The sequence below is a fragment of the Mucilaginibacter sp. OK283 genome (genome assembly GCF_900110415.1).
Taxonomy (GTDB): domain Bacteria; phylum Bacteroidota; class Bacteroidia; order Sphingobacteriales; family Sphingobacteriaceae; genus Mucilaginibacter.
In genome coordinates this window covers 202,456-218,882 of record NZ_FODR01000008.1, presented here as the reverse complement: position 1 = coordinate 218,882, position 16,427 = coordinate 202,456, and the positions used below count along the sequence as shown (strand labels likewise).

The following is a 16,427-nucleotide window of genomic DNA, read 5'->3' as shown; positions in this document are numbered from 1 at the left end:
CCGGACAATGCTAATGTCAATATTTAATCGGCCAGGAAAGGCTCAATATGGCTCAGGGCAAACAGTAGTTGTTCGTCTGGGCTCAGGTCTGTATTATCCAAAATAATAGCATCTTCGGCACGTGTCAGCGGGCTTTCCTTGCGGGTGGTGTCCTGGTAATCGCGGTGGGCCAGGTTATCAAAAATTTCTTCTAAGGTTATTTCGGGGTTGGTAGGCAACAGTTCTTTATACCGGCGCTCGGCGCGAATCTTTGGGTCGGCAGTCATAAACAGCTTTACCTGCGCATTCGGGAACACAACGGTGCCAATATCGCGGCCATCCATAATGATGTTTTTTGATTTGCCCATGCGCTGCTGTTGTTTTACCATAGCAACGCGCACTTCATGTATTGCCGCTATGGTGCTTACCTTGTCGGCCACATGCATCTGGCGTATCTCGTCAGATACTTCTTCATCGTTAAGGGTGATATGTGTTTTGTAATCCCTTGAATGAAAGTTAAGGTGGATGTTGTTCAGCGCTTCGGCAATCTGTTCATGATTGGTCAGGTCGATGTTATTACGCAGAAAATACAAAGCCACGGCACGGTACATTGCACCGCTATCTACATAAATAAAATGAAGTTTTTTTGCTAAAGCCTTTGCTAAAGTGCTTTTACCACATGATGAATAACCATCAATTGCTACTACGATATTGTTGTTCATAAGAGCTGCTAAAATAACGATTTTTGTTGATTGTTGGTTATTGAATGGTTGATTAAGTGAGTAGTTGATTAACTTGGTTAGTGGGTTAAGTTAAAAACATCTGCACATCTGTAATCTGCACACCTGCACATCAATTTACCTAATCAACCTAAAAAAGCTACATTTGAAAAATGAACCTGAATAAAGCCGATTTACAAAAAGAAATAAACTACAAAACGTCACGCAGCGGGGGTAAGGGGGGCCAAAACGTTAACAAAGTATCAAGCAAGGTTGAGCTTTTGTTTGATGTTGCCGGTTCCGGCTTATTTACTGATGATGAGAAATCATTGCTTACGGGCAAACTGCAAAATCGCTTAAATAAAGATGGCCTGGTACAAGTAATTTGCGATGAAGAGCGCAGCCAATACCTTAATAAAGAAAAAGCGGTTGAAAGGCTGATTGCTCTTTTAGGTCGTGCCCTGCAGGTACAAAAAGCGCGTAAACCCACCAAAGTAAGCAAGGCCGCCAAAGCCGCCCGCCTTGACAACAAAAAGAGGCAATCGGCAAAAAAGGAAAACAGGGGAAAAAATTATGAAGAATAATTTTTTTGATGTGCAGATATGCAAATTTCAGGTGTGCAGATGTTTTTTTGTTTAGGAAATTAAGAATGCCGAAAATGTGTGTTATTAGTACGCTTTCGTTATCCAAACGCTTATTTTTTGCAGTTTAAATAATCCCCATTCTGTTAGAATCGAACTTAATGAGCACGAAAAGCAGGATGGTAAAGCTTAATAACGACGACCCCCCGTAACTTATAAATGGCAGCGGGATCCCGATAACCGGCACTATCCCTATCGTCATACCAATATTGATCACCACGTGGAAAAAGAGTACAGATGCTACCCCATAACCATAGATGCGTGAAAAGGGGGATCGCTGTCGCTCGGCGATAAAGATAACCCGGAGAATGAGGAAAATATAAAGGCCTAATAATACAAGCGAGCCTGCAAAGCCCCATTCCTCGCCTATAGTGCAAAAAATAAAATCGGTACTTTGCTCGGGCACAAACGAGTATTTGGTTTGGGTGCCATGTAAATAACCCTTGCCCCACATTTTACCCGAGCCTATTGCAATTTTTGATTGGTTTACATTATATCCTTTGCCCCTTAAATCGGTAGTGATGCCCAAAATGATATTGATACGGTCTGTTTGGTGGGGTTTTAAAACATTGGTGTAAATAAACTTTACGCTAAATACAAACGTGATGGAGATAGCAAGCCCTATTAGCATGGTACTGATGAGTTTGCGGTTACGCCTGAATAAAAAGATAACCAGGGCAGTAAATGCCACCAATGCAATGATGATATGCAAGGGATTAAACAGTAGGGCCACCACAAAAAGTGTGATCAGCAAACCGGTTACGATGAGGAAGTACGGTGATAAACCTTCCCGGTAGAGTACAAAGATAAGCGAACAAAATACCAGTGTTGAGCCAGTATCCGGCTGCAGCATAATCAATATCATCGGCAAGCCAATGATAGCCCCCGCCGCCATAAAAGATTTCGGATCGGTAACGCGGATATTCGGCCCGCTCAGGTACCGGGCCAATAATAGGCAGGTAGCAAACTTGGCAAACTCCGACGGCTGCAGCCTGAAACCACCGCCAAGGTTTATCCAGGCCTGGTTACCGCCAACATTGCGGCCAATAACCAGTACAACCATTAACAAAAGCACGGTTACAACGTAGAAAGCCGGAGACAGGGCACTGAAGAAGCGGCTTTCTAACAGCAGGATGATCATGCCAATTACTACAGCCACAATGATGTATATAAATTGCTTACCATAATTGGTGGCGCCATCTATTATACTTGGATGTCTTTCATCGTAAACAGCAGCATGAATGTTGAACCAGCCAATAGTACACAGGATAAGGTATAGGAACACCGTTACCCAATCAACATTAAAAAAGAAGCTGCGCTGATTATTATTGTTGTTGTTCATGCTATTTGCCAGCCCCCCTGCCTGCTAATAAACTGCCCCAGCTATTAGGTTTGTTATTGTTTGCCGTTTTTAAGCGCGCTGCCTTTTTTATGGAATCGGCTTTGAATTTTTTTATCGAGTCGGCCTTCACCGCGCGGATACTATCGCGCATGCGTTCCTTTTTCAAATCCAGGGCGTAAAGCGTTAAATCGGGCATGCGGTTAGCATTGGCAAAATAATCAACCGTAATGCCCGATTCGCGTGGTGTTATCTTACCCCTTAAATATTTTTCGACAATAAAGCTGGCAATAGGAGCGGCCCAATGCGCGCCCTCGCCCGAGTTTTCAACTACTACGGCTATAGCAATTTTGGGGTTATCGCGCGGGGCAAAAGCCACAAAAACCGAGTTGTCTTCGCCCCGTGGGTTTTGCGCTGTACCTGTTTTACCGCACATGATAATGCCTGGTATCTTTGATCGGCGGGCGGTTCCGTCCTCTACCACAGCCTGCATCCCATTTATAACCGGCTCAAAATATTGCGAATCTATACCAACGTAATTTCTTTTGGTATACTCTGCTTTAATCACATTTTCGGTACCTATGGCTTTAATTAAATGGGGCTTGTAAAAAAAACCTTTGTTGGCTATGGTACACTCCAGGTTGGCCATTTGTAATGGGGTTGCCAATAGCTCGCCCTGGCCAATGGCTAAAGAAATGATGGTGCTGGCGCGCCAGCCGCCCTTTTTATAAACGTTGTCGTAATGTAAGGGCGTTGGTACGTTTCCGCGGCTTTCGGCAGGCATATCCAGGTCCAGCCGGGCGCCTAAACCAAATTTCATTACGTTGGCACGCCAGTTGGTAAATGCAGCTTCGGTATACTTTGCCCCGCTACGTTCCAATATGCGTTGAAACACCATCGAAAAATAGCCATTACATGATTCGGCTACAGCCCTGCTCATGTTTACTGACCCGTGGGCCTCGCCATGGTTACAAGGTACCAGCCGGTTGCCAGCCCTGTAATGCCCCGTGCAATAGTATGTTTCTGAAGGGGAGATGATGTTTTCCTGCAAAGCTATCAAAGCGCTTAACGGCTTAAATGATGAGCCTGGCGGATACTGCGCCTGTATAGGCCTGATGAAAAATGGCTTATACGGATTGTTATACATTTTAGCAGCGTTGTTACCGCGCTCACGGCCAACCATCAGGTTAGGGTCGTAACTGGGGCTGCTTACATAAGCCAGGATCTCGCCGCTTGATGGTTCAATGGCTACAATACTGCCCAGCTTATTTTGCATCAGCTGTTCGCCCAGCTTTTGTAATTCTATATCTAACGAGGAGGTAAGCCGTTCGCCGGTACGGGCTACCGTATCAAAAGCACCATTTGCGAAAGAGCCTTTTTGTATGCCGCGCGAATCAACCATCATGTTTTTAACACCGCGCTGCCCGCGTAAAACATTTTCGTAAGCTTTCTCCACACCGGTTATACCAATATAATCGCCCAGCCGGTAATAGCCGTTGGAACGCTTGATATCGCGGTCCTGTGCTTCACCAATATAACCTAAAAATTGCGCCGCAACCGAATCGGGATAGGTACGTACTGTACGGGGTAACGCATAAAAGCCAACAAAATCGTTTATTTTTTCCTGTATCGAAGCAAAGCGTTCGGCCGAAATTTGTTTTTCAAAAGGGGAGTCTTTATTAGGCGAGTATTTGATGGCTTTTATCCAGCGCTTGTTAAAGCCGTCCTTATCAATGCCCAACAGGTTACAAAATGCAACGGTATCAAAGGGTTTTACATCTTTGGGCGTTACCATGATATCATAAATGGGCACATTTTGCACCAGTATTTTGCCATTTCTATCCAAAATGGGGCCGCGGGCAGGATAAACAATAAAACTGCGTATTACGTTTTTGGTTGCGTAAATAGCGTAGCGGTCGTCAACTATCTGGATATAGTAAAGCCTGGCCAGCAGCGTTAAAATTATAGCGACAAAAATACCGGTGATAACGTAGCGACGCTCGAAAAAATTATTCATTTACGTTCTTTCCTTTTGAAAAATAGCAGGCCCGAAACAAGTATCAAAAATACCGTAAATATTGAACTTAAAACAACACGGCTTAGTGTGTATTGTATTTCAGAAAACCGGAATACTTCCAGGGTTAGCAGGAAAAAATGATGAGCAAACGTAAGTATCACCGCATAAGTGAAAAACCACCTGAACCCCATAATGCTCAGGGTTGGTTCGGGCTCGTTGTCAAACCCTTCTTTTTGCACGGTTATATTGATGAAAAGGATGCGCACCAGGGCGAGCACCACACAAGCGGCGGCGTGCAAACCGGGAGTATCGTAAAATGCATCTACTGTAAGGCCTAACAGGAATGATAATACAAACAGCAACACATTCGGTGTCTCGAACGGAAGCAGCAATATAAACAGGATATAAAAGTAAGGAGTAGACAGGTTGTAAAAAGTGATGTTTTTGAGCAGGAATGCCTGCATAAACACCAATAACAAAAAGCGGATTACATTGATGATGATAGTGCGCCCCATTATTTGACTTCTGCGGCCTCCAATCCGGCTTGTTCCTGTGCGTATTTGTTAACTACTACGTATATGTATTGCAGTTTGCTAAAATCAACCGAAAGGCCAACCTCTACATTAAGCAGCAAGCCGCCTTCTTTGGCATGCAGGTTGGTTACCTTGCCAAAAGGGATCCCGGTTGGGAAAAGCGAATAACCTGATGTTACTACCATTTCGCCCAGGGTGGGTTTGGCATCATTTTGCAGGCTTAGTAAACCCTTACGCGGATTAAGATCGTTTCCCCATATAAATGAGCCAACAGATTTATCTTTTACCAGCATAGCGCTAAACTGGCTTTTTGAATGCAGCAATGATTTTACAATAGCGTAATGGTCTGTTACGTCGGCTATCATACCCACCACACCGGCACCACAAATTACACCCATATCTTTGGCTATGCCATCCCTGCTGCCCTTGTTTATGGTGATGTAATTATTGGATTGATTGGTTGAATTATTGATAACACGGGCTACCAGGTAAGTATATTGCTGCTTGTAAACAGTATCAACAACTTTATGCTTTTCGGTAGTATCAACATAAAATGATGTTTTAAGCATTCCCCGTAACCTTGCGTTTTCTCGTGCAAGACTGTCGTTTACGTCCTTTAGAGATAAATATCCCTTAAACTCGCTTACCTGCCCAAATAAACTGCCGGTAACCTGGTTTTGCGAACTGATAAAAGTAGCCTTTTGAAAAGAGTTGTATTTGATATAGATAAGCAACGCGCTCACCTCAAAAATCAGGAATAAAAAAAACGCGTTATACTTAGTGATAAATATCAAGAGGTTACGCATCGCTTTATAATTAGTGAATTAGTGAATAACTGAATTATTGAATTGAAAAAGCAATTAAAAATCACTAATTCACTAACTCAATAATTCAGTCATTGATCAACTATTGCATTAAAAATTTAAAATTACCTATGTTTTTAAGGGCGGTTCCTGTGCCACGTACTACGGCCCGTAGGGGGTCTTCGGCTACGTGAACGGGCAGTTTGGTTTTGGCTGCCACACGTTTATCAAGGCCGCGCAATAGGGCACCACCACCGGTTAGGTAAATACCAGTCTGGTAAATATCTGCCGAAAGCTCGGGCGGGGTAATTTCCAGCGCTTTTAATATCGCTTCTTCTATTTTGGAGATAGATTTATCAAGGCAATGTGCAATCTCTGTATACGATACCATGATTTGTTTTGGCACGCCGGTCATCAAATCGCGGCCTTGTACTGCAAAATCAGCCGGTGGATCTGCCAGCTCGGGCAGTGCTGCACCAACTTCAATTTTAATTTTCTCGGCAGTACGGTCGCCAATCATGATATTGTGCTGGCGGCGGATGTATTGTACAATATCCGAGTCGAAGTTATCACCCGCTACGCGGATAGACTGATCGCACACGATACCCGATAACGCGATAACCGCAATCTCGGTAGTACCACCACCAATATCGATGATCATATTACCCATAGGCTCTTCCACATCAATGCCTATACCTACCGCGGCAGCCATTGGCTCATGTATCAGGTAAACCTCTTTGGCGCCTGCAATCTCGGCCGAGTCGCGCACCGCGCGTTTCTCAACCTCGGTAATACCCGATGGGATACAGATAACCATACGCAACGATGGGAAGAACCATCCTTTACCCTGGTTTATCATTTTGATCATACCGCGTATCATGTGTTCGGCAGCGTTAAAGTCGGCAATTACACCATCTTTAAGCGGGCGAACCGTACGGATATTATCATGTGTTTTACCCTCCATTTGCATGGCCTGGCGCCCAATGGCAATAACCTTGTTGGTAGTCCTGTCGAACGCCACGATAGACGGTTCGTCAACAACAACTTTATCATTATGTATAATGAGGGTATTGGCAGTACCCAAATCAATAGCAATTTCCTGTGTAAAAAAGTTAAATAAACCCATCTAATGTTTCCCTTGAAATAATCTGCAAAGTTTATAAAAATACGCTTAATAAAATTACATACTTGCAATTAAAAGCGTTAAAAATTAATATTTATTGTTTGCGCGGGTTGATTAAGTTGGATTGGGTTGATTAGGTTGATTGAGTTGTTATACTCGCTCTTGTTTTTTTAAACCACTCACTTAATCCAACTCAATCAACCTAATCAACTCAAACATTAATGCTTAAAATGACGCACTCCTGTAGTTACCATCGAGATGTTTTTTTCATCGCACATGGCTACAGATAGTTTATCGTTTATTGATCCGCCTGGTTGTAATACAGCGGTAACACCGGCTTCGGCAGCCAGTTCCACACAATCAGGGAACGGGAAAAAAGCGTCAGAGGCCATTACTGCACCATGCAGGTCGAAGCCGAAGCTGTTGGCTTTAATAACAGCCTGTTTCAATGAATCAACCCTTGAGGTTTGCCCCACGCCACTTGACATCAGCTGGCCGTTTTTGGCAAATATGATGGTGTTTGATTTGGTGTGTTTTACCACTTTATTGGCAAAAAACAAATCTTTCAGCTCCTGCTCAGTTGGTTTGCGGTTGGTAACCGGGGTCATTTGTGCCGGGCCTTCAATAACTGCGTCTTTATCCTGCTCAATAACACCGTTAAGCAAAGTTTTAAACTGCTTAGCCGGCAATTCAACCGGTTGGCGAACTAAAATAATGCGGTTCTTTTTAGCCTGCAATATTTGCACTGCTTCGTCGGTATAGGCAGGTGCAATCAGCACTTCGTAAAATATTTTGTCAATCTCGGTGGCGGTAGCGGCGTCTATCTCATCGTTAGCGATAATTACACCACCAAAAGCCGAAACCGGGTCGCAAGCCAATGCGTCTATCCAGGCTTCTTTAATGAACGAGCGGGAAGCAATACCGCAGGCATTGGTATGTTTTAATATGGCGATGGTTGGTTCGCCGGTAAACTCGTCAATCAATGCAACAGCGGCGTCAACATCTACCAGGTTGTTGTATGAAAGCTCTTTACCGTTCAGTTTGTTAAACATGGCATCCAGGTTACCATAAAAAGTGCCTTTCTGGTGCGGGTTTTCGCCGTAACGCAAGGTTTGGCTGGTAAGGATGCTTTGCTTAAATACAGGTAGCGGCTCTTCCTGGTTAAAATACTGGAAAATGTGCGTATCGTAGTTTGAAGTAATGTTGAATGCCTTTTGCGCAAATGATTTACGCTGATCGATAGTGGTAACGCCATCCTGTGTTTTCAGGATGTCTTCCAGTATGCCGTAGTCGTCTTTTGAAGCAACGATGGTAACATCTTTAAAGTTTTTTGCGCCAGCGCGGATCAGGGAAATACCACCGATATCAATTTTTTCGATCACATCTTCGGCACCTGCGCCAGATTGTACAGTTTCTTCAAACGGGTAAAGATCTACAATCACCAAATCCAATTCTGGGATTTCGTATTCGGCCAGTTGTTTCTCGTCGCTATCAAAGCTGCGGCGGGCCAAAATGCCACCAAATACCTTAGGGTGCAGGGTTTTAACACGACCGCCTAATATAGACGGGTACGAGGTAAGGTCTTCAACAGGCATTACATTTACCCCTAAATTGCGGATAAAAGTTTCGGTACCACCGGTAGAATATATATTAACACCAAGGCGGTTTAACTCGAGAATTATTGGCTCTAAATTGTCTTTGTAGTAAACAGAAATTAAAGCATTTTTTATTTGAACAGACTGGCTCATTTACAGTGATTTTTTGAGCCGCAAAGGTAGTGATATTTAGTTAATTGATTTGTTTTTTTGCAAACGAAAAGTTTGCAGTTCATGGATCATGGTTAATAGGTCATAGTAACTTAGGTTGGGGCGAAAATAAATTGGTTAGATCATCTAAAGTAGTTGCAACCGCTAAACACCACAACAGGTTAAAATGATTAACAAGGCAGGTTAACAGGAGATTTAAACGACTTATTCATACATTTATCCATCAGAAGTTTAAGCCAACAATGACGATTAATAAAGCCAAAACGCTAATTACATCTATTGATAATAATTTAGATGGGCGAATGAAATATACTTATGATTTAATTAAACCGGATAGCTTTAGAATGAAGATGCAGGATTGCGTTAGTGGAACAATACGCTATCTGAGTTTTGAACTTAAAATGGCTCCGGGTAAATTCATCAATGTAGAATTTGCCTGCGATGGATTCAGTTTCAATTTTCCACTGAAAAAGAATGTTAGTGCGATGATATTTAACCTAAATGATTTCACGTTGCTATTAACATACGGGATAAAGGTTAACGAAAACTCATCGAATCCTGAATTAGATTTAGATGTAGAGTTTTGAGCTTTTTGGGAAACATTAACTATGCCACTTACTGTTTTTCCAACTTTAGTACTTATTAATTCCATCGACCGAAATAATACATAAATGAAATCGGGAACTGCTAAATCTATGAAAATCAGCAAAGTTCTAAAGTTTTATATTATTCACAAATGAGTTAAGTTTGATGGGTAACCTAATGGGATAATAAAAAATGAAAAAGCGTTGTTTGATAATATTTATTACTCTTTTGCCAGTTATTTTATCATTAAAATCGATAGCGCAAACCAAAAGCCCGTTATATGGTAAATGGAGATTTTCAGCATACAATGTTGATCCTGGCGATGGCAGCGGAAGATGGCAAAAAACAGCAGATAGTATAAAACAATTTGTGCTGTTTTTTAAAAATGGACGTATAAAAGGCAATTATTTTGGAGGAGCCAAAACATATAGAATTGAAAAATACAAAAGATTTTCTATCACCTCATTTGATCACAAAGTACAAACTTATACTTACGAGGTTAAGCAAGATACTTTGCAAATAAGCCCGATCTACCCTTATTTCTGTTTTGAGGGTTGTGCCTATCAATTTACAAAGCTAAAGGCAAACTAATGCAGCAAACTGCCAACCAAACTCTGTTTTTCCAACTTTCGTACTTATTAACTAACTTCACCGCCCGAAATAGTACATAAATGAAATTATTAGAAGGAAAAACCGCACTTATCACCGGTGCATCAAAAGGAATAGGCCGTAAAATAGCCGAAAAATTTGCCGAGCACGGCGCTAATGTAGCTTTTACTTACCTGTCGTCTGTTGAAAAAGGGCAGGCTTTAGAGCAGGAATTGCAAAGCTTTGGCACACAGGTTAAAGGTTATCGCTCCGATGCCTCAAAATACGACGAAGCCGAAAAATTGATAGCTGATATCATTGCCGATTTTGGCACCCTTCATATTGTGGTTAACAACGCCGGTATCACAAAAGACGGTTTACTGATGCGCATGACCGAAGAAGCCTGGGACGAAGTGATGAACGTTAACCTGAAATCTATCTTTAACGTAACCAAAGCCGCTTCAAAAATCATGATGAAAAACCGTAACGGTGTTTTCATTAACATGAGCTCGGTTGTAGGTGTTCAGGGTAATGCCGGGCAGGGTAACTATGCCGCTTCAAAAGCAGGTATCATTGGTTTCTCCAAATCAATGGCTAAAGAATTAGGCTCGCGTAACATCCGTACCAACGTGGTGGCCCCAGGTTTTATCAAAACAGAAATGACCGAAGTGTTAGACCCTAAGGTGGTTGAAGGCTGGGCGGCAGCAATCCCGCTTAAACGCGCCGGCGCTACTGAAGACGTAGCCAATGCCTGCGTTTTCCTGGCATCAGATATGGCAACCTATATTACCGGGCAGGTTATTCCGGTTGATGGAGGGATGCTATAATTGTAAGTAAAAATTCAAAAGTAAAAAGTCAAAAAAAGCTTTTGCGTTGGAACCAAACGACGGGAGACTTAGGAAGTTTTTAAAACTTCGTAAGTCTGGAATTCGACGATAGCAAAGGGACTAATGACAACTCATATTTAATAAGGCAGGCATTTAGCTTGCCTTATTTGTTTTATGCCACCCTCATGCAATTTGGTGATAAAAAGTAGTTAACTTTAAATATCGCCAACCATGCTTTAAACCGTGAAGATATTCCTGCTTACTTTAGTCACATGTTTTGCCTTTGCAAGCAGCCATGCCCAAAGTAAAAAGGTGGTGGCGCATAAGAAGGTAGTTCTTCCAATACCACAACGACACATTTACGAGTCTGTAGAGGAAATGCCAAGGCCAAAGGGTGGAGTAGAAAACCTTGTCGGTACTATTGCCAGAAAGCTGCATTATCCCGATAGCTGTGAATTACCCGGCGGAAGGATAATTATTGCCTTTGTTGTAGAGGCAGACGGAACAATTGATAATGAAACCGTTGTAAGAGATCCCTGCGGTAACGATCATTTACTTTCGAACAGACTGTTTGATATAGTCAAAAAAACAAAGTGGACACCTGGCAAGATGAACGGCAAACCGGTAGCTACCCGGTATTCTCTTCCGCTTACAATCTGCCTGGGAAGTGATGATTAATTCCCTGCAATTCGGCATATTTTCTGATATTGCACCATAACGTAACACGTACAACGTAATACGTATCACTTACAATATGCTATTTCTATTTTCACTTACATGGGGTTCGGTTTCGGGATGGTGGGTGCCCACCTGTTTGCTGTTAGGAATTGTATATGCCTGGCTGCTTTACCGGCAACCGGTAAACCTTGGTAAATATTTCAGGTACGGGCTTTCGGTTACCCGCGCGGTGGTGGTGTTTTTTATCGCGATGCTGTTGGTATCTCCATTGGTAAAATCCGTCAAATACGATCCTCAGAAACCATTGGTGTTGATAGCACAGGATAATTCATCATCCGTAAATACATTTAAAGCTCCGGGTTTTAATGCTGATAAGCTGGTAAGTGATCTTTCGAAACTTAAGGAACAGCTGGGCGATAAATACGATGTGCAGGAGTTTAATTTTGATAAAGACCTCAACAATGCTCTGTCCAATAAATTCAACGGTAAGCAAACCGATTTAGCAAATGCCTTACACCAGCTAAACAATAAATTTGTTAACCAAAACATTGGCGCACTGGTTTTAGCCACCGATGGTTTATACAACCAGGGGAACGACCCGCAATATGAGGCTAAAAACATCAAGACGAGTATTTATACCATTGCCCTTGGTGACACGGTGGCCAAACGCGACCTGTTGATTGGCAATGTAAACTATAACAAAACCGCCTTTTTAGGTAACGATTTTGAGGTGGAGGTTTTAACCGCCGCTTACCAAAGTAAAGGCGAAAACATTCATCTATCTGTCGCCGAAGATGGCAGGCAAGTATTCTCGCAAACTATCCCGGTAACCGGTGCCGATTTTAAAAAGCTTGTGCCTGTTAAGTTAACGGCCGATAAAAAAGGCGTTCGTAAATTCACCATCAACATAGCCCCGGTTAAAAACGAACTATCAACCCAAAATAACACCGAAGTTATTTATGTAGATGTTTTGGATGCCCGCCAAAAGGTATTGGTGCTTTATCAAAGTGCGCACCCCGATATCACGGTCATCAAACAAGCCATCGAGACAAATAAAAATTATGAGGTAAAAACAGCGCTACTGGCCGACATGACCGGCATAAAACTGCCCGATTACAGCCTTATCATATTATATCAAATTAGTGCAGGCACCTTTGCACCCGGGAAAAAATTCATCGCCCAAAGCAAAATCCCGGTTTGGTACATCTTAGGTTCGCAAAGCGACTTGCCGGCATTTAATACCGAGCAAGGCGTTGTAAAAATAAGTGCCGGCCGCAGCGAAACGCAGGAAGTTTATGCCTTACCCGAAGCTGGTTTTGCCGCTTTTACCCTGTCCGACTCGTCGCGTAAAAAAATCAGCAATTTGCCTCCATTACTGGCGCCGTTTGGTAGCTACGGAACGGCGGCAGGCACCTCCATTTTATTAAAGCAAAAAATTGGCGCTATTGGCACAAGCTACCCCTTACTGGCTTTTGGTGATGAAGGTGGCCACCGCACCGCTGTTTTAACCGGCGAAGGCATCTGGCGGTGGCAGCTATCCGAGTTTCAAAACTTCGGCAACCGAAATGCTACGGATGAGTTGTTGAGCCAAACGGTACAGTATTTAACGGCCAACACCAACAGGCAGCGCTTCCGCGTTTACCCGGCCCGCAACGTATTTGACGAGGGCGAAAACGTGATACTGAACGCCGAGTTATACAATGATGCCCTTGAATTGATTAACACGCCCGATGTGAAAATCGACCTGAAAAGCAGCACTGGAAAAAACTACAGTTTCCTTTTCAGTCGCAGCGGACCAAGTTACCAATTAGATGCCGGAGCCTTACCTGTTGGCGAGTATAGCTATACTGCATCAACCCAAAACGGGAAAAGCCAGTTTAAGGCATCCGGCCAGCTTACCGTTAAAGCCCTGAACCTGGAAACCCGCCAAAGCGCAGCCAATCACCAGTTGTTAAAAGCACTTGCCCAACAAAGCGGCGGGCAAATGCTGTATCCATCGCAAATCGGCCAGCTTGCAGATTTGATCCGCAAGAACGACAATATTAAGACTGTGGTTTATGAAGATAAGCGCTACAGCGATGTCATTGATGTAAAATGGGTGTTTGTGCTAATATTGCTATTGCTTAGTGCTGAGTGGTTTTTGAGGAAACGCGAGGGGGAAGTATAGAGTCAAGAGGGCATAAAATGTGGAGCCAAAAACAGGGGGCTGTGCGATTCCCTCCCAACGGGAGGGTGCAGGGAGGGGTTTATTAAAGCGACAAAATGGCGAATAGAAAGATCATTCCATACAACCCGGCGCTAAAAGCCTTAGCCCGAAAGCTCAGGAAAACCATGACCGATGGCGAGTTGCTGCTTTGGAATGAATTGAAACATGATAAACTACTGGGATTCGACTTTGACAGACAGCGTTTTATAGACGAATATATCGTTGATTTTTATTGTCGAGATTTAATGCTGACCATTGAAATTGATGGCATGTCGAATAACAACGAGGTGGCCTTTGTCAAAGACCAAATACGTCAGCAAAAATTGGAGAACTTCGGGATAACGTTTTTGAGATTTACTGAGGCCGAAATGAAAAATGATATGTTTAACGTGCTCAGAACAATAGAAACTACTGTAATTGAGATTATCAAAAATGATAGTACTATTAAATTGCCGAAGGATTTTGATCTGGAGTTACTAACTACATAGTGCTTTATTAGTGTGAAGCAACCCCTCCCTGCACCCTCCCGTTGGGAGGGAATCGCACGAGTCCACAGTTTTTGCTGCAAAAAAATAGCGATGAACAATTCACCGCTATCAAATATCTTGCCTCTATTTTTCCTTTTTCTCCGGGACGATCAAGTAAACATCCTCGTTGTCCTTCTTCATCAGGTATTTTTCGCGGGCAAATTTTTCTAATTGTTGCCGGTTGGATGTTAGTTCGTTTAGCTCTTTGGTAACCTGGTCTGTTTGGGCTTTATAAAAATCGCGTTCTTTTTTAAGTTTGTTTACCTGGGTACGGTATTCGTATTGCGAAAACAGGTCGTTTTTATCGAAAAAAATCATCCACACTACAAAAGCCAGCGTAACCAAAAAGAATTTATTCTTAAAAAGGCTAATGAGGCGTTTCATCTATATGGGTTCTTTGAATTTCATTTAAAGCTATTTATTTTTCTTGAAGGTTGCAAATATTTTTGGTGAGTGGTTTATTGGGTTGATTAAGTGAGTGGTTGACGTTTAACTAAATCAACCACTCACCCAATCAACCACTCACTTAATCAACTATCTCCTGCCCGATGAACGGCTGGCTCCGCTCATGCCGCTGCCGCCGCCGGTTGATTTGTTGCCTCCCGAGCGACCGCCACCTGATCTGCCGCCGCCGGATGGTTTGCGGCCACTACCGCCACGGCCGCCTTCGCGTTTAAAGCTGCCCGATCCTTTTTTGGATTGGCCTGCCACTAAGTTTGCTGCCATAGCCACGGGGCTCATTGGGTAAGGGTGACCTTCCTCAACAGGGATTTCTTTCCCTATCAGTTTATGGATGTCGCGTAAAAACAGTATCTCTTCCGAATCGCAGAACGACATGGCTATGCCGTCGGCACCGGCCCTGCCTGTACGACCGATACGGTGTACATAAGTTTCGGGGATGTTAGGCAATTCGTAATTTACAACGTGTGTAAGCTCATCAATATCAATACCACGGGCAGCAATATCTGTAGCTATCAGCACGCGGGTGGTACGGTTTTTAAAGTTGGTTAAAGCCCGCTGGCGCGCATTTTGTGATTTATTGCCGTGAATGGCCTCGGCAGTGATGCCAACCTTGTTCAGGTCTTTAACCACTTTATCGGCGCCATGTTTGGTACGGGTAAATACCAGCGCGGTTTTAATTCCTTTATCTTTAAGTATGTGGATCAGCAATGATTTTTTATCATTTTTTTCTACATAATACAAGGCCTGTTGTATAGTATCGGCTGTAGATGATACCGGGGTTACTTCTATCCGTTCGGGATTGGTTAAGATGGTATTGGCTAATGATGTTATTTCGGCAGGCATGGTAGCCGAGAAAAACAGCGTTTGCCTTTTTGATGGTACTTTGGCGATGATCTTTTTTACATCGTTTACAAAGCCCATATCCAGCATGCGGTCGGCTTCGTCCAGTATCAGCATTCTAACCTGGTCAAGGTGTACAAAGCGCTGGTTCATTAAATCCAGTAAGCGGCCCGGGGTTGCAATTAAAATATCAACGCCACGGCGTAAGGCATCAACCTGTGGGTTTTGCGATACACCACCAAATATAACCAGGTTTTTTAAGCCGGTATGTTTGCCATAAGCTGTAAAGCTTTCGGCAATCTGTATGGCCAACTCGCGGGTAGGGGTAAGCACTAAGGCCTTAATAGCTTTTTGCTCTTTGTGGGCCATCCTGTCCTGGAACAGCAGCTGCAAAGTAGGCAATGCGAAGGCTGCGGTTTTGCCCGTACCTGTTTGTGCGCAACCCAATAAGTCGCGGTGATTTAATACAATAGGGATGGCTTGCGCCTGGATAGGAGTAGGGGTTGTATATCCCTCGGTTTTTAAGGCCTTGAGGAGAGGCTCAATTAATTTTAAATTTTCGAATGACATGTTTGTTTGAATGTGCAGATGTGCAAATTTCAGATGTGCAGATATGCTTGTAATATTATAGACTGCTATGCCTATGTTTTTAACGAGGCATAATTTTCTGCAAAGATACGCTTTTTAAATTAGACGGCGTAGATGTGCAGATTACAGATTTCAGATGTGCAGATGATTGATTTGAGAATGTGAGGAGGATTTGAAAATTATTACGGTGACTGCTGTGGATGGGT

The 16,427-nt window shown here is 43.1% G+C and carries 16 protein-coding genes; 7 read left to right on the top strand and 9 right to left on the bottom strand.

The genetic code is table 11. The features are described from left to right. Positions 1–23: 23 nt before the first annotated feature. Entirely contained in the window at positions 24–701 is a 678-nt protein-coding gene (gene cmk, locus BMX56_RS18970; RefSeq protein ID WP_090651251.1) for a (d)CMP kinase, read from the bottom strand. Positions 702–871: 170 nt separating this feature from the next. Between cmk and arfB the strand changes: the two genes are divergently transcribed. Further along, positions 872–1,282 (top strand): alternative ribosome rescue aminoacyl-tRNA hydrolase ArfB, encoded by a 411-nt coding sequence (gene arfB, locus BMX56_RS18965; protein ID WP_090651250.1) that lies wholly within the window; start codon positions 872–874, stop codon positions 1,280–1,282. Positions 1,283–1,406: 124 nt separating this feature from the next. Here arfB and rodA read toward each other — a convergent pair whose 3' ends face one another. The 6 genes from rodA to purH form a co-directional block, all read right to left on the bottom strand. Beyond that, complete coding sequence (rodA, locus tag BMX56_RS18960) at positions 1,407–2,681, bottom strand: rod shape-determining protein RodA (protein ID WP_090651249.1); 1,275 nt, start codon at positions 2,679–2,681, stop codon at positions 1,407–1,409. A gap of 1 nt (position 2,682) precedes the next feature. Beyond that, the gene (gene mrdA, locus BMX56_RS18955; RefSeq protein ID WP_090651248.1) at positions 2,683–4,695 is read right to left on the bottom strand and encodes a penicillin-binding protein 2; all 2,013 of its coding nucleotides are present in this window, start codon (positions 4,693–4,695) and stop codon (positions 2,683–2,685) included. Continuing rightward, on the bottom strand, positions 4,692–5,210 hold the full coding sequence (locus BMX56_RS18950; RefSeq protein ID WP_090651247.1) for a rod shape-determining protein MreD: 519 nt from the start codon (positions 5,208–5,210) through the stop codon (positions 4,692–4,694). The genes mrdA and BMX56_RS18950 overlap by 4 nt, the downstream gene beginning before the upstream one ends. Beyond that, the gene (gene mreC, locus BMX56_RS18945; protein WP_090651246.1) at positions 5,210–6,034 is read right to left on the bottom strand and encodes a rod shape-determining protein MreC; all 825 of its coding nucleotides are present in this window, start codon (positions 6,032–6,034) and stop codon (positions 5,210–5,212) included. The genes BMX56_RS18950 and mreC overlap by 1 nt, the downstream gene beginning before the upstream one ends. Before the next feature lie 100 nt (positions 6,035–6,134). Next, positions 6,135–7,157, bottom strand: a complete 1,023-nt coding sequence (locus BMX56_RS18940) for a rod shape-determining protein (protein WP_090651245.1) — start codon at positions 7,155–7,157, stop codon at positions 6,135–6,137. A gap of 215 nt (positions 7,158–7,372) precedes the next feature. Next, on the bottom strand, positions 7,373–8,902 hold the full coding sequence (gene purH, locus BMX56_RS18935; protein ID WP_090651244.1) for a bifunctional phosphoribosylaminoimidazolecarboxamide formyltransferase/IMP cyclohydrolase: 1,530 nt from the start codon (positions 8,900–8,902) through the stop codon (positions 7,373–7,375). 260 nt (positions 8,903–9,162) lie between these two features. Between purH and BMX56_RS18930 the strand changes: the two genes are divergently transcribed. The 6 genes from BMX56_RS18930 to BMX56_RS18905 all read left to right on the top strand — a co-directional run bounded on the left by BMX56_RS18930 (position 9,163) and on the right by BMX56_RS18905 (position 14,292). Continuing rightward, complete coding sequence (locus BMX56_RS18930; protein ID WP_090651243.1) at positions 9,163–9,507, top strand: hypothetical protein; 345 nt, start codon at positions 9,163–9,165, stop codon at positions 9,505–9,507. Positions 9,508–9,697: 190 nt separating this feature from the next. After that, positions 9,698–10,096 (top strand): hypothetical protein, encoded by a 399-nt coding sequence (locus BMX56_RS18925; protein WP_090651242.1) that lies wholly within the window; start codon positions 9,698–9,700, stop codon positions 10,094–10,096. A gap of 80 nt (positions 10,097–10,176) precedes the next feature. Beyond that, positions 10,177–10,920, top strand: coding sequence for a 3-oxoacyl-[acyl-carrier-protein] reductase (gene fabG / locus BMX56_RS18920; RefSeq protein ID WP_090651241.1), 744 nt, complete (start codon positions 10,177–10,179; stop codon positions 10,918–10,920). A 243-nt stretch (positions 10,921–11,163) separates the two neighbouring features. Continuing rightward, entirely contained in the window at positions 11,164–11,598 is a 435-nt protein-coding gene (locus BMX56_RS18915) for an energy transducer TonB (protein ID WP_090651240.1), read from the top strand. A gap of 76 nt (positions 11,599–11,674) precedes the next feature. After that, positions 11,675–13,765, top strand: a complete 2,091-nt coding sequence (locus tag BMX56_RS18910; protein ID WP_090651239.1) for a hypothetical protein — start codon at positions 11,675–11,677, stop codon at positions 13,763–13,765. Positions 13,766–13,860: 95 nt separating this feature from the next. Beyond that, positions 13,861–14,292, top strand: coding sequence for an endonuclease domain-containing protein (locus tag BMX56_RS18905; RefSeq protein ID WP_090651238.1), 432 nt, complete (start codon positions 13,861–13,863; stop codon positions 14,290–14,292). Positions 14,293–14,415: 123 nt separating this feature from the next. Here BMX56_RS18905 and BMX56_RS18900 read toward each other — a convergent pair whose 3' ends face one another. Then, positions 14,416–14,715, bottom strand: coding sequence for an FtsB family cell division protein (locus BMX56_RS18900; protein ID WP_090651237.1), 300 nt, complete (start codon positions 14,713–14,715; stop codon positions 14,416–14,418). Positions 14,716–14,865: 150 nt separating this feature from the next. Continuing rightward, on the bottom strand, positions 14,866–16,203 hold the full coding sequence (locus BMX56_RS18895; RefSeq protein WP_090651236.1) for a DEAD/DEAH box helicase: 1,338 nt from the start codon (positions 16,201–16,203) through the stop codon (positions 14,866–14,868). Positions 16,204–16,427 lie beyond the last annotated feature (224 nt).

What these genes read in the sequence shown, in the direction of transcription:
- BMX56_RS18925 (WP_090651242.1), top strand. Translation starts at nt 9,698, where the DNA reads ATGAAAAAGCGTTGTTTGATAATATTTATTACTCTTTTGCCAGTTATT.
- BMX56_RS18900 (WP_090651237.1), bottom strand. Translation starts at nt 14,715, where the DNA reads ATGAAACGCCTCATTAGCCTTTTTAAGAATAAATTCTTTTTGGTTACG.
- BMX56_RS18930 (WP_090651243.1), top strand. Translation starts at nt 9,163, where the DNA reads ATGACGATTAATAAAGCCAAAACGCTAATTACATCTATTGATAATAAT.
- rodA (WP_090651249.1), bottom strand. Translation starts at nt 2,681, where the DNA reads ATGAACAACAACAATAATAATCAGCGCAGCTTCTTTTTTAATGTTGAT.
- BMX56_RS18950 (WP_090651247.1), bottom strand. Translation starts at nt 5,210, where the DNA reads ATGGGGCGCACTATCATCATCAATGTAATCCGCTTTTTGTTATTGGTG.
- fabG (WP_090651241.1), top strand. Translation starts at nt 10,177, where the DNA reads ATGAAATTATTAGAAGGAAAAACCGCACTTATCACCGGTGCATCAAAA.
- purH (WP_090651244.1), bottom strand. Translation starts at nt 8,902, where the DNA reads ATGAGCCAGTCTGTTCAAATAAAAAATGCTTTAATTTCTGTTTACTAC.
- BMX56_RS18910 (WP_090651239.1), top strand. Translation starts at nt 11,675, where the DNA reads ATGCTATTTCTATTTTCACTTACATGGGGTTCGGTTTCGGGATGGTGG.
- cmk (WP_090651251.1), bottom strand. Translation starts at nt 701, where the DNA reads ATGAACAACAATATCGTAGTAGCAATTGATGGTTATTCATCATGTGGT.
- arfB (WP_090651250.1), top strand. Translation starts at nt 872, where the DNA reads ATGAACCTGAATAAAGCCGATTTACAAAAAGAAATAAACTACAAAACG.
- mreC (WP_090651246.1), bottom strand. Translation starts at nt 6,034, where the DNA reads ATGCGTAACCTCTTGATATTTATCACTAAGTATAACGCGTTTTTTTTA.
- mrdA (WP_090651248.1), bottom strand. Translation starts at nt 4,695, where the DNA reads ATGAATAATTTTTTCGAGCGTCGCTACGTTATCACCGGTATTTTTGTC.
- BMX56_RS18895 (WP_090651236.1), bottom strand. Translation starts at nt 16,203, where the DNA reads ATGTCATTCGAAAATTTAAAATTAATTGAGCCTCTCCTCAAGGCCTTA.
- BMX56_RS18905 (WP_090651238.1), top strand. Translation starts at nt 13,861, where the DNA reads ATGGCGAATAGAAAGATCATTCCATACAACCCGGCGCTAAAAGCCTTA.
- BMX56_RS18940 (WP_090651245.1), bottom strand. Translation starts at nt 7,157, where the DNA reads ATGGGTTTATTTAACTTTTTTACACAGGAAATTGCTATTGATTTGGGT.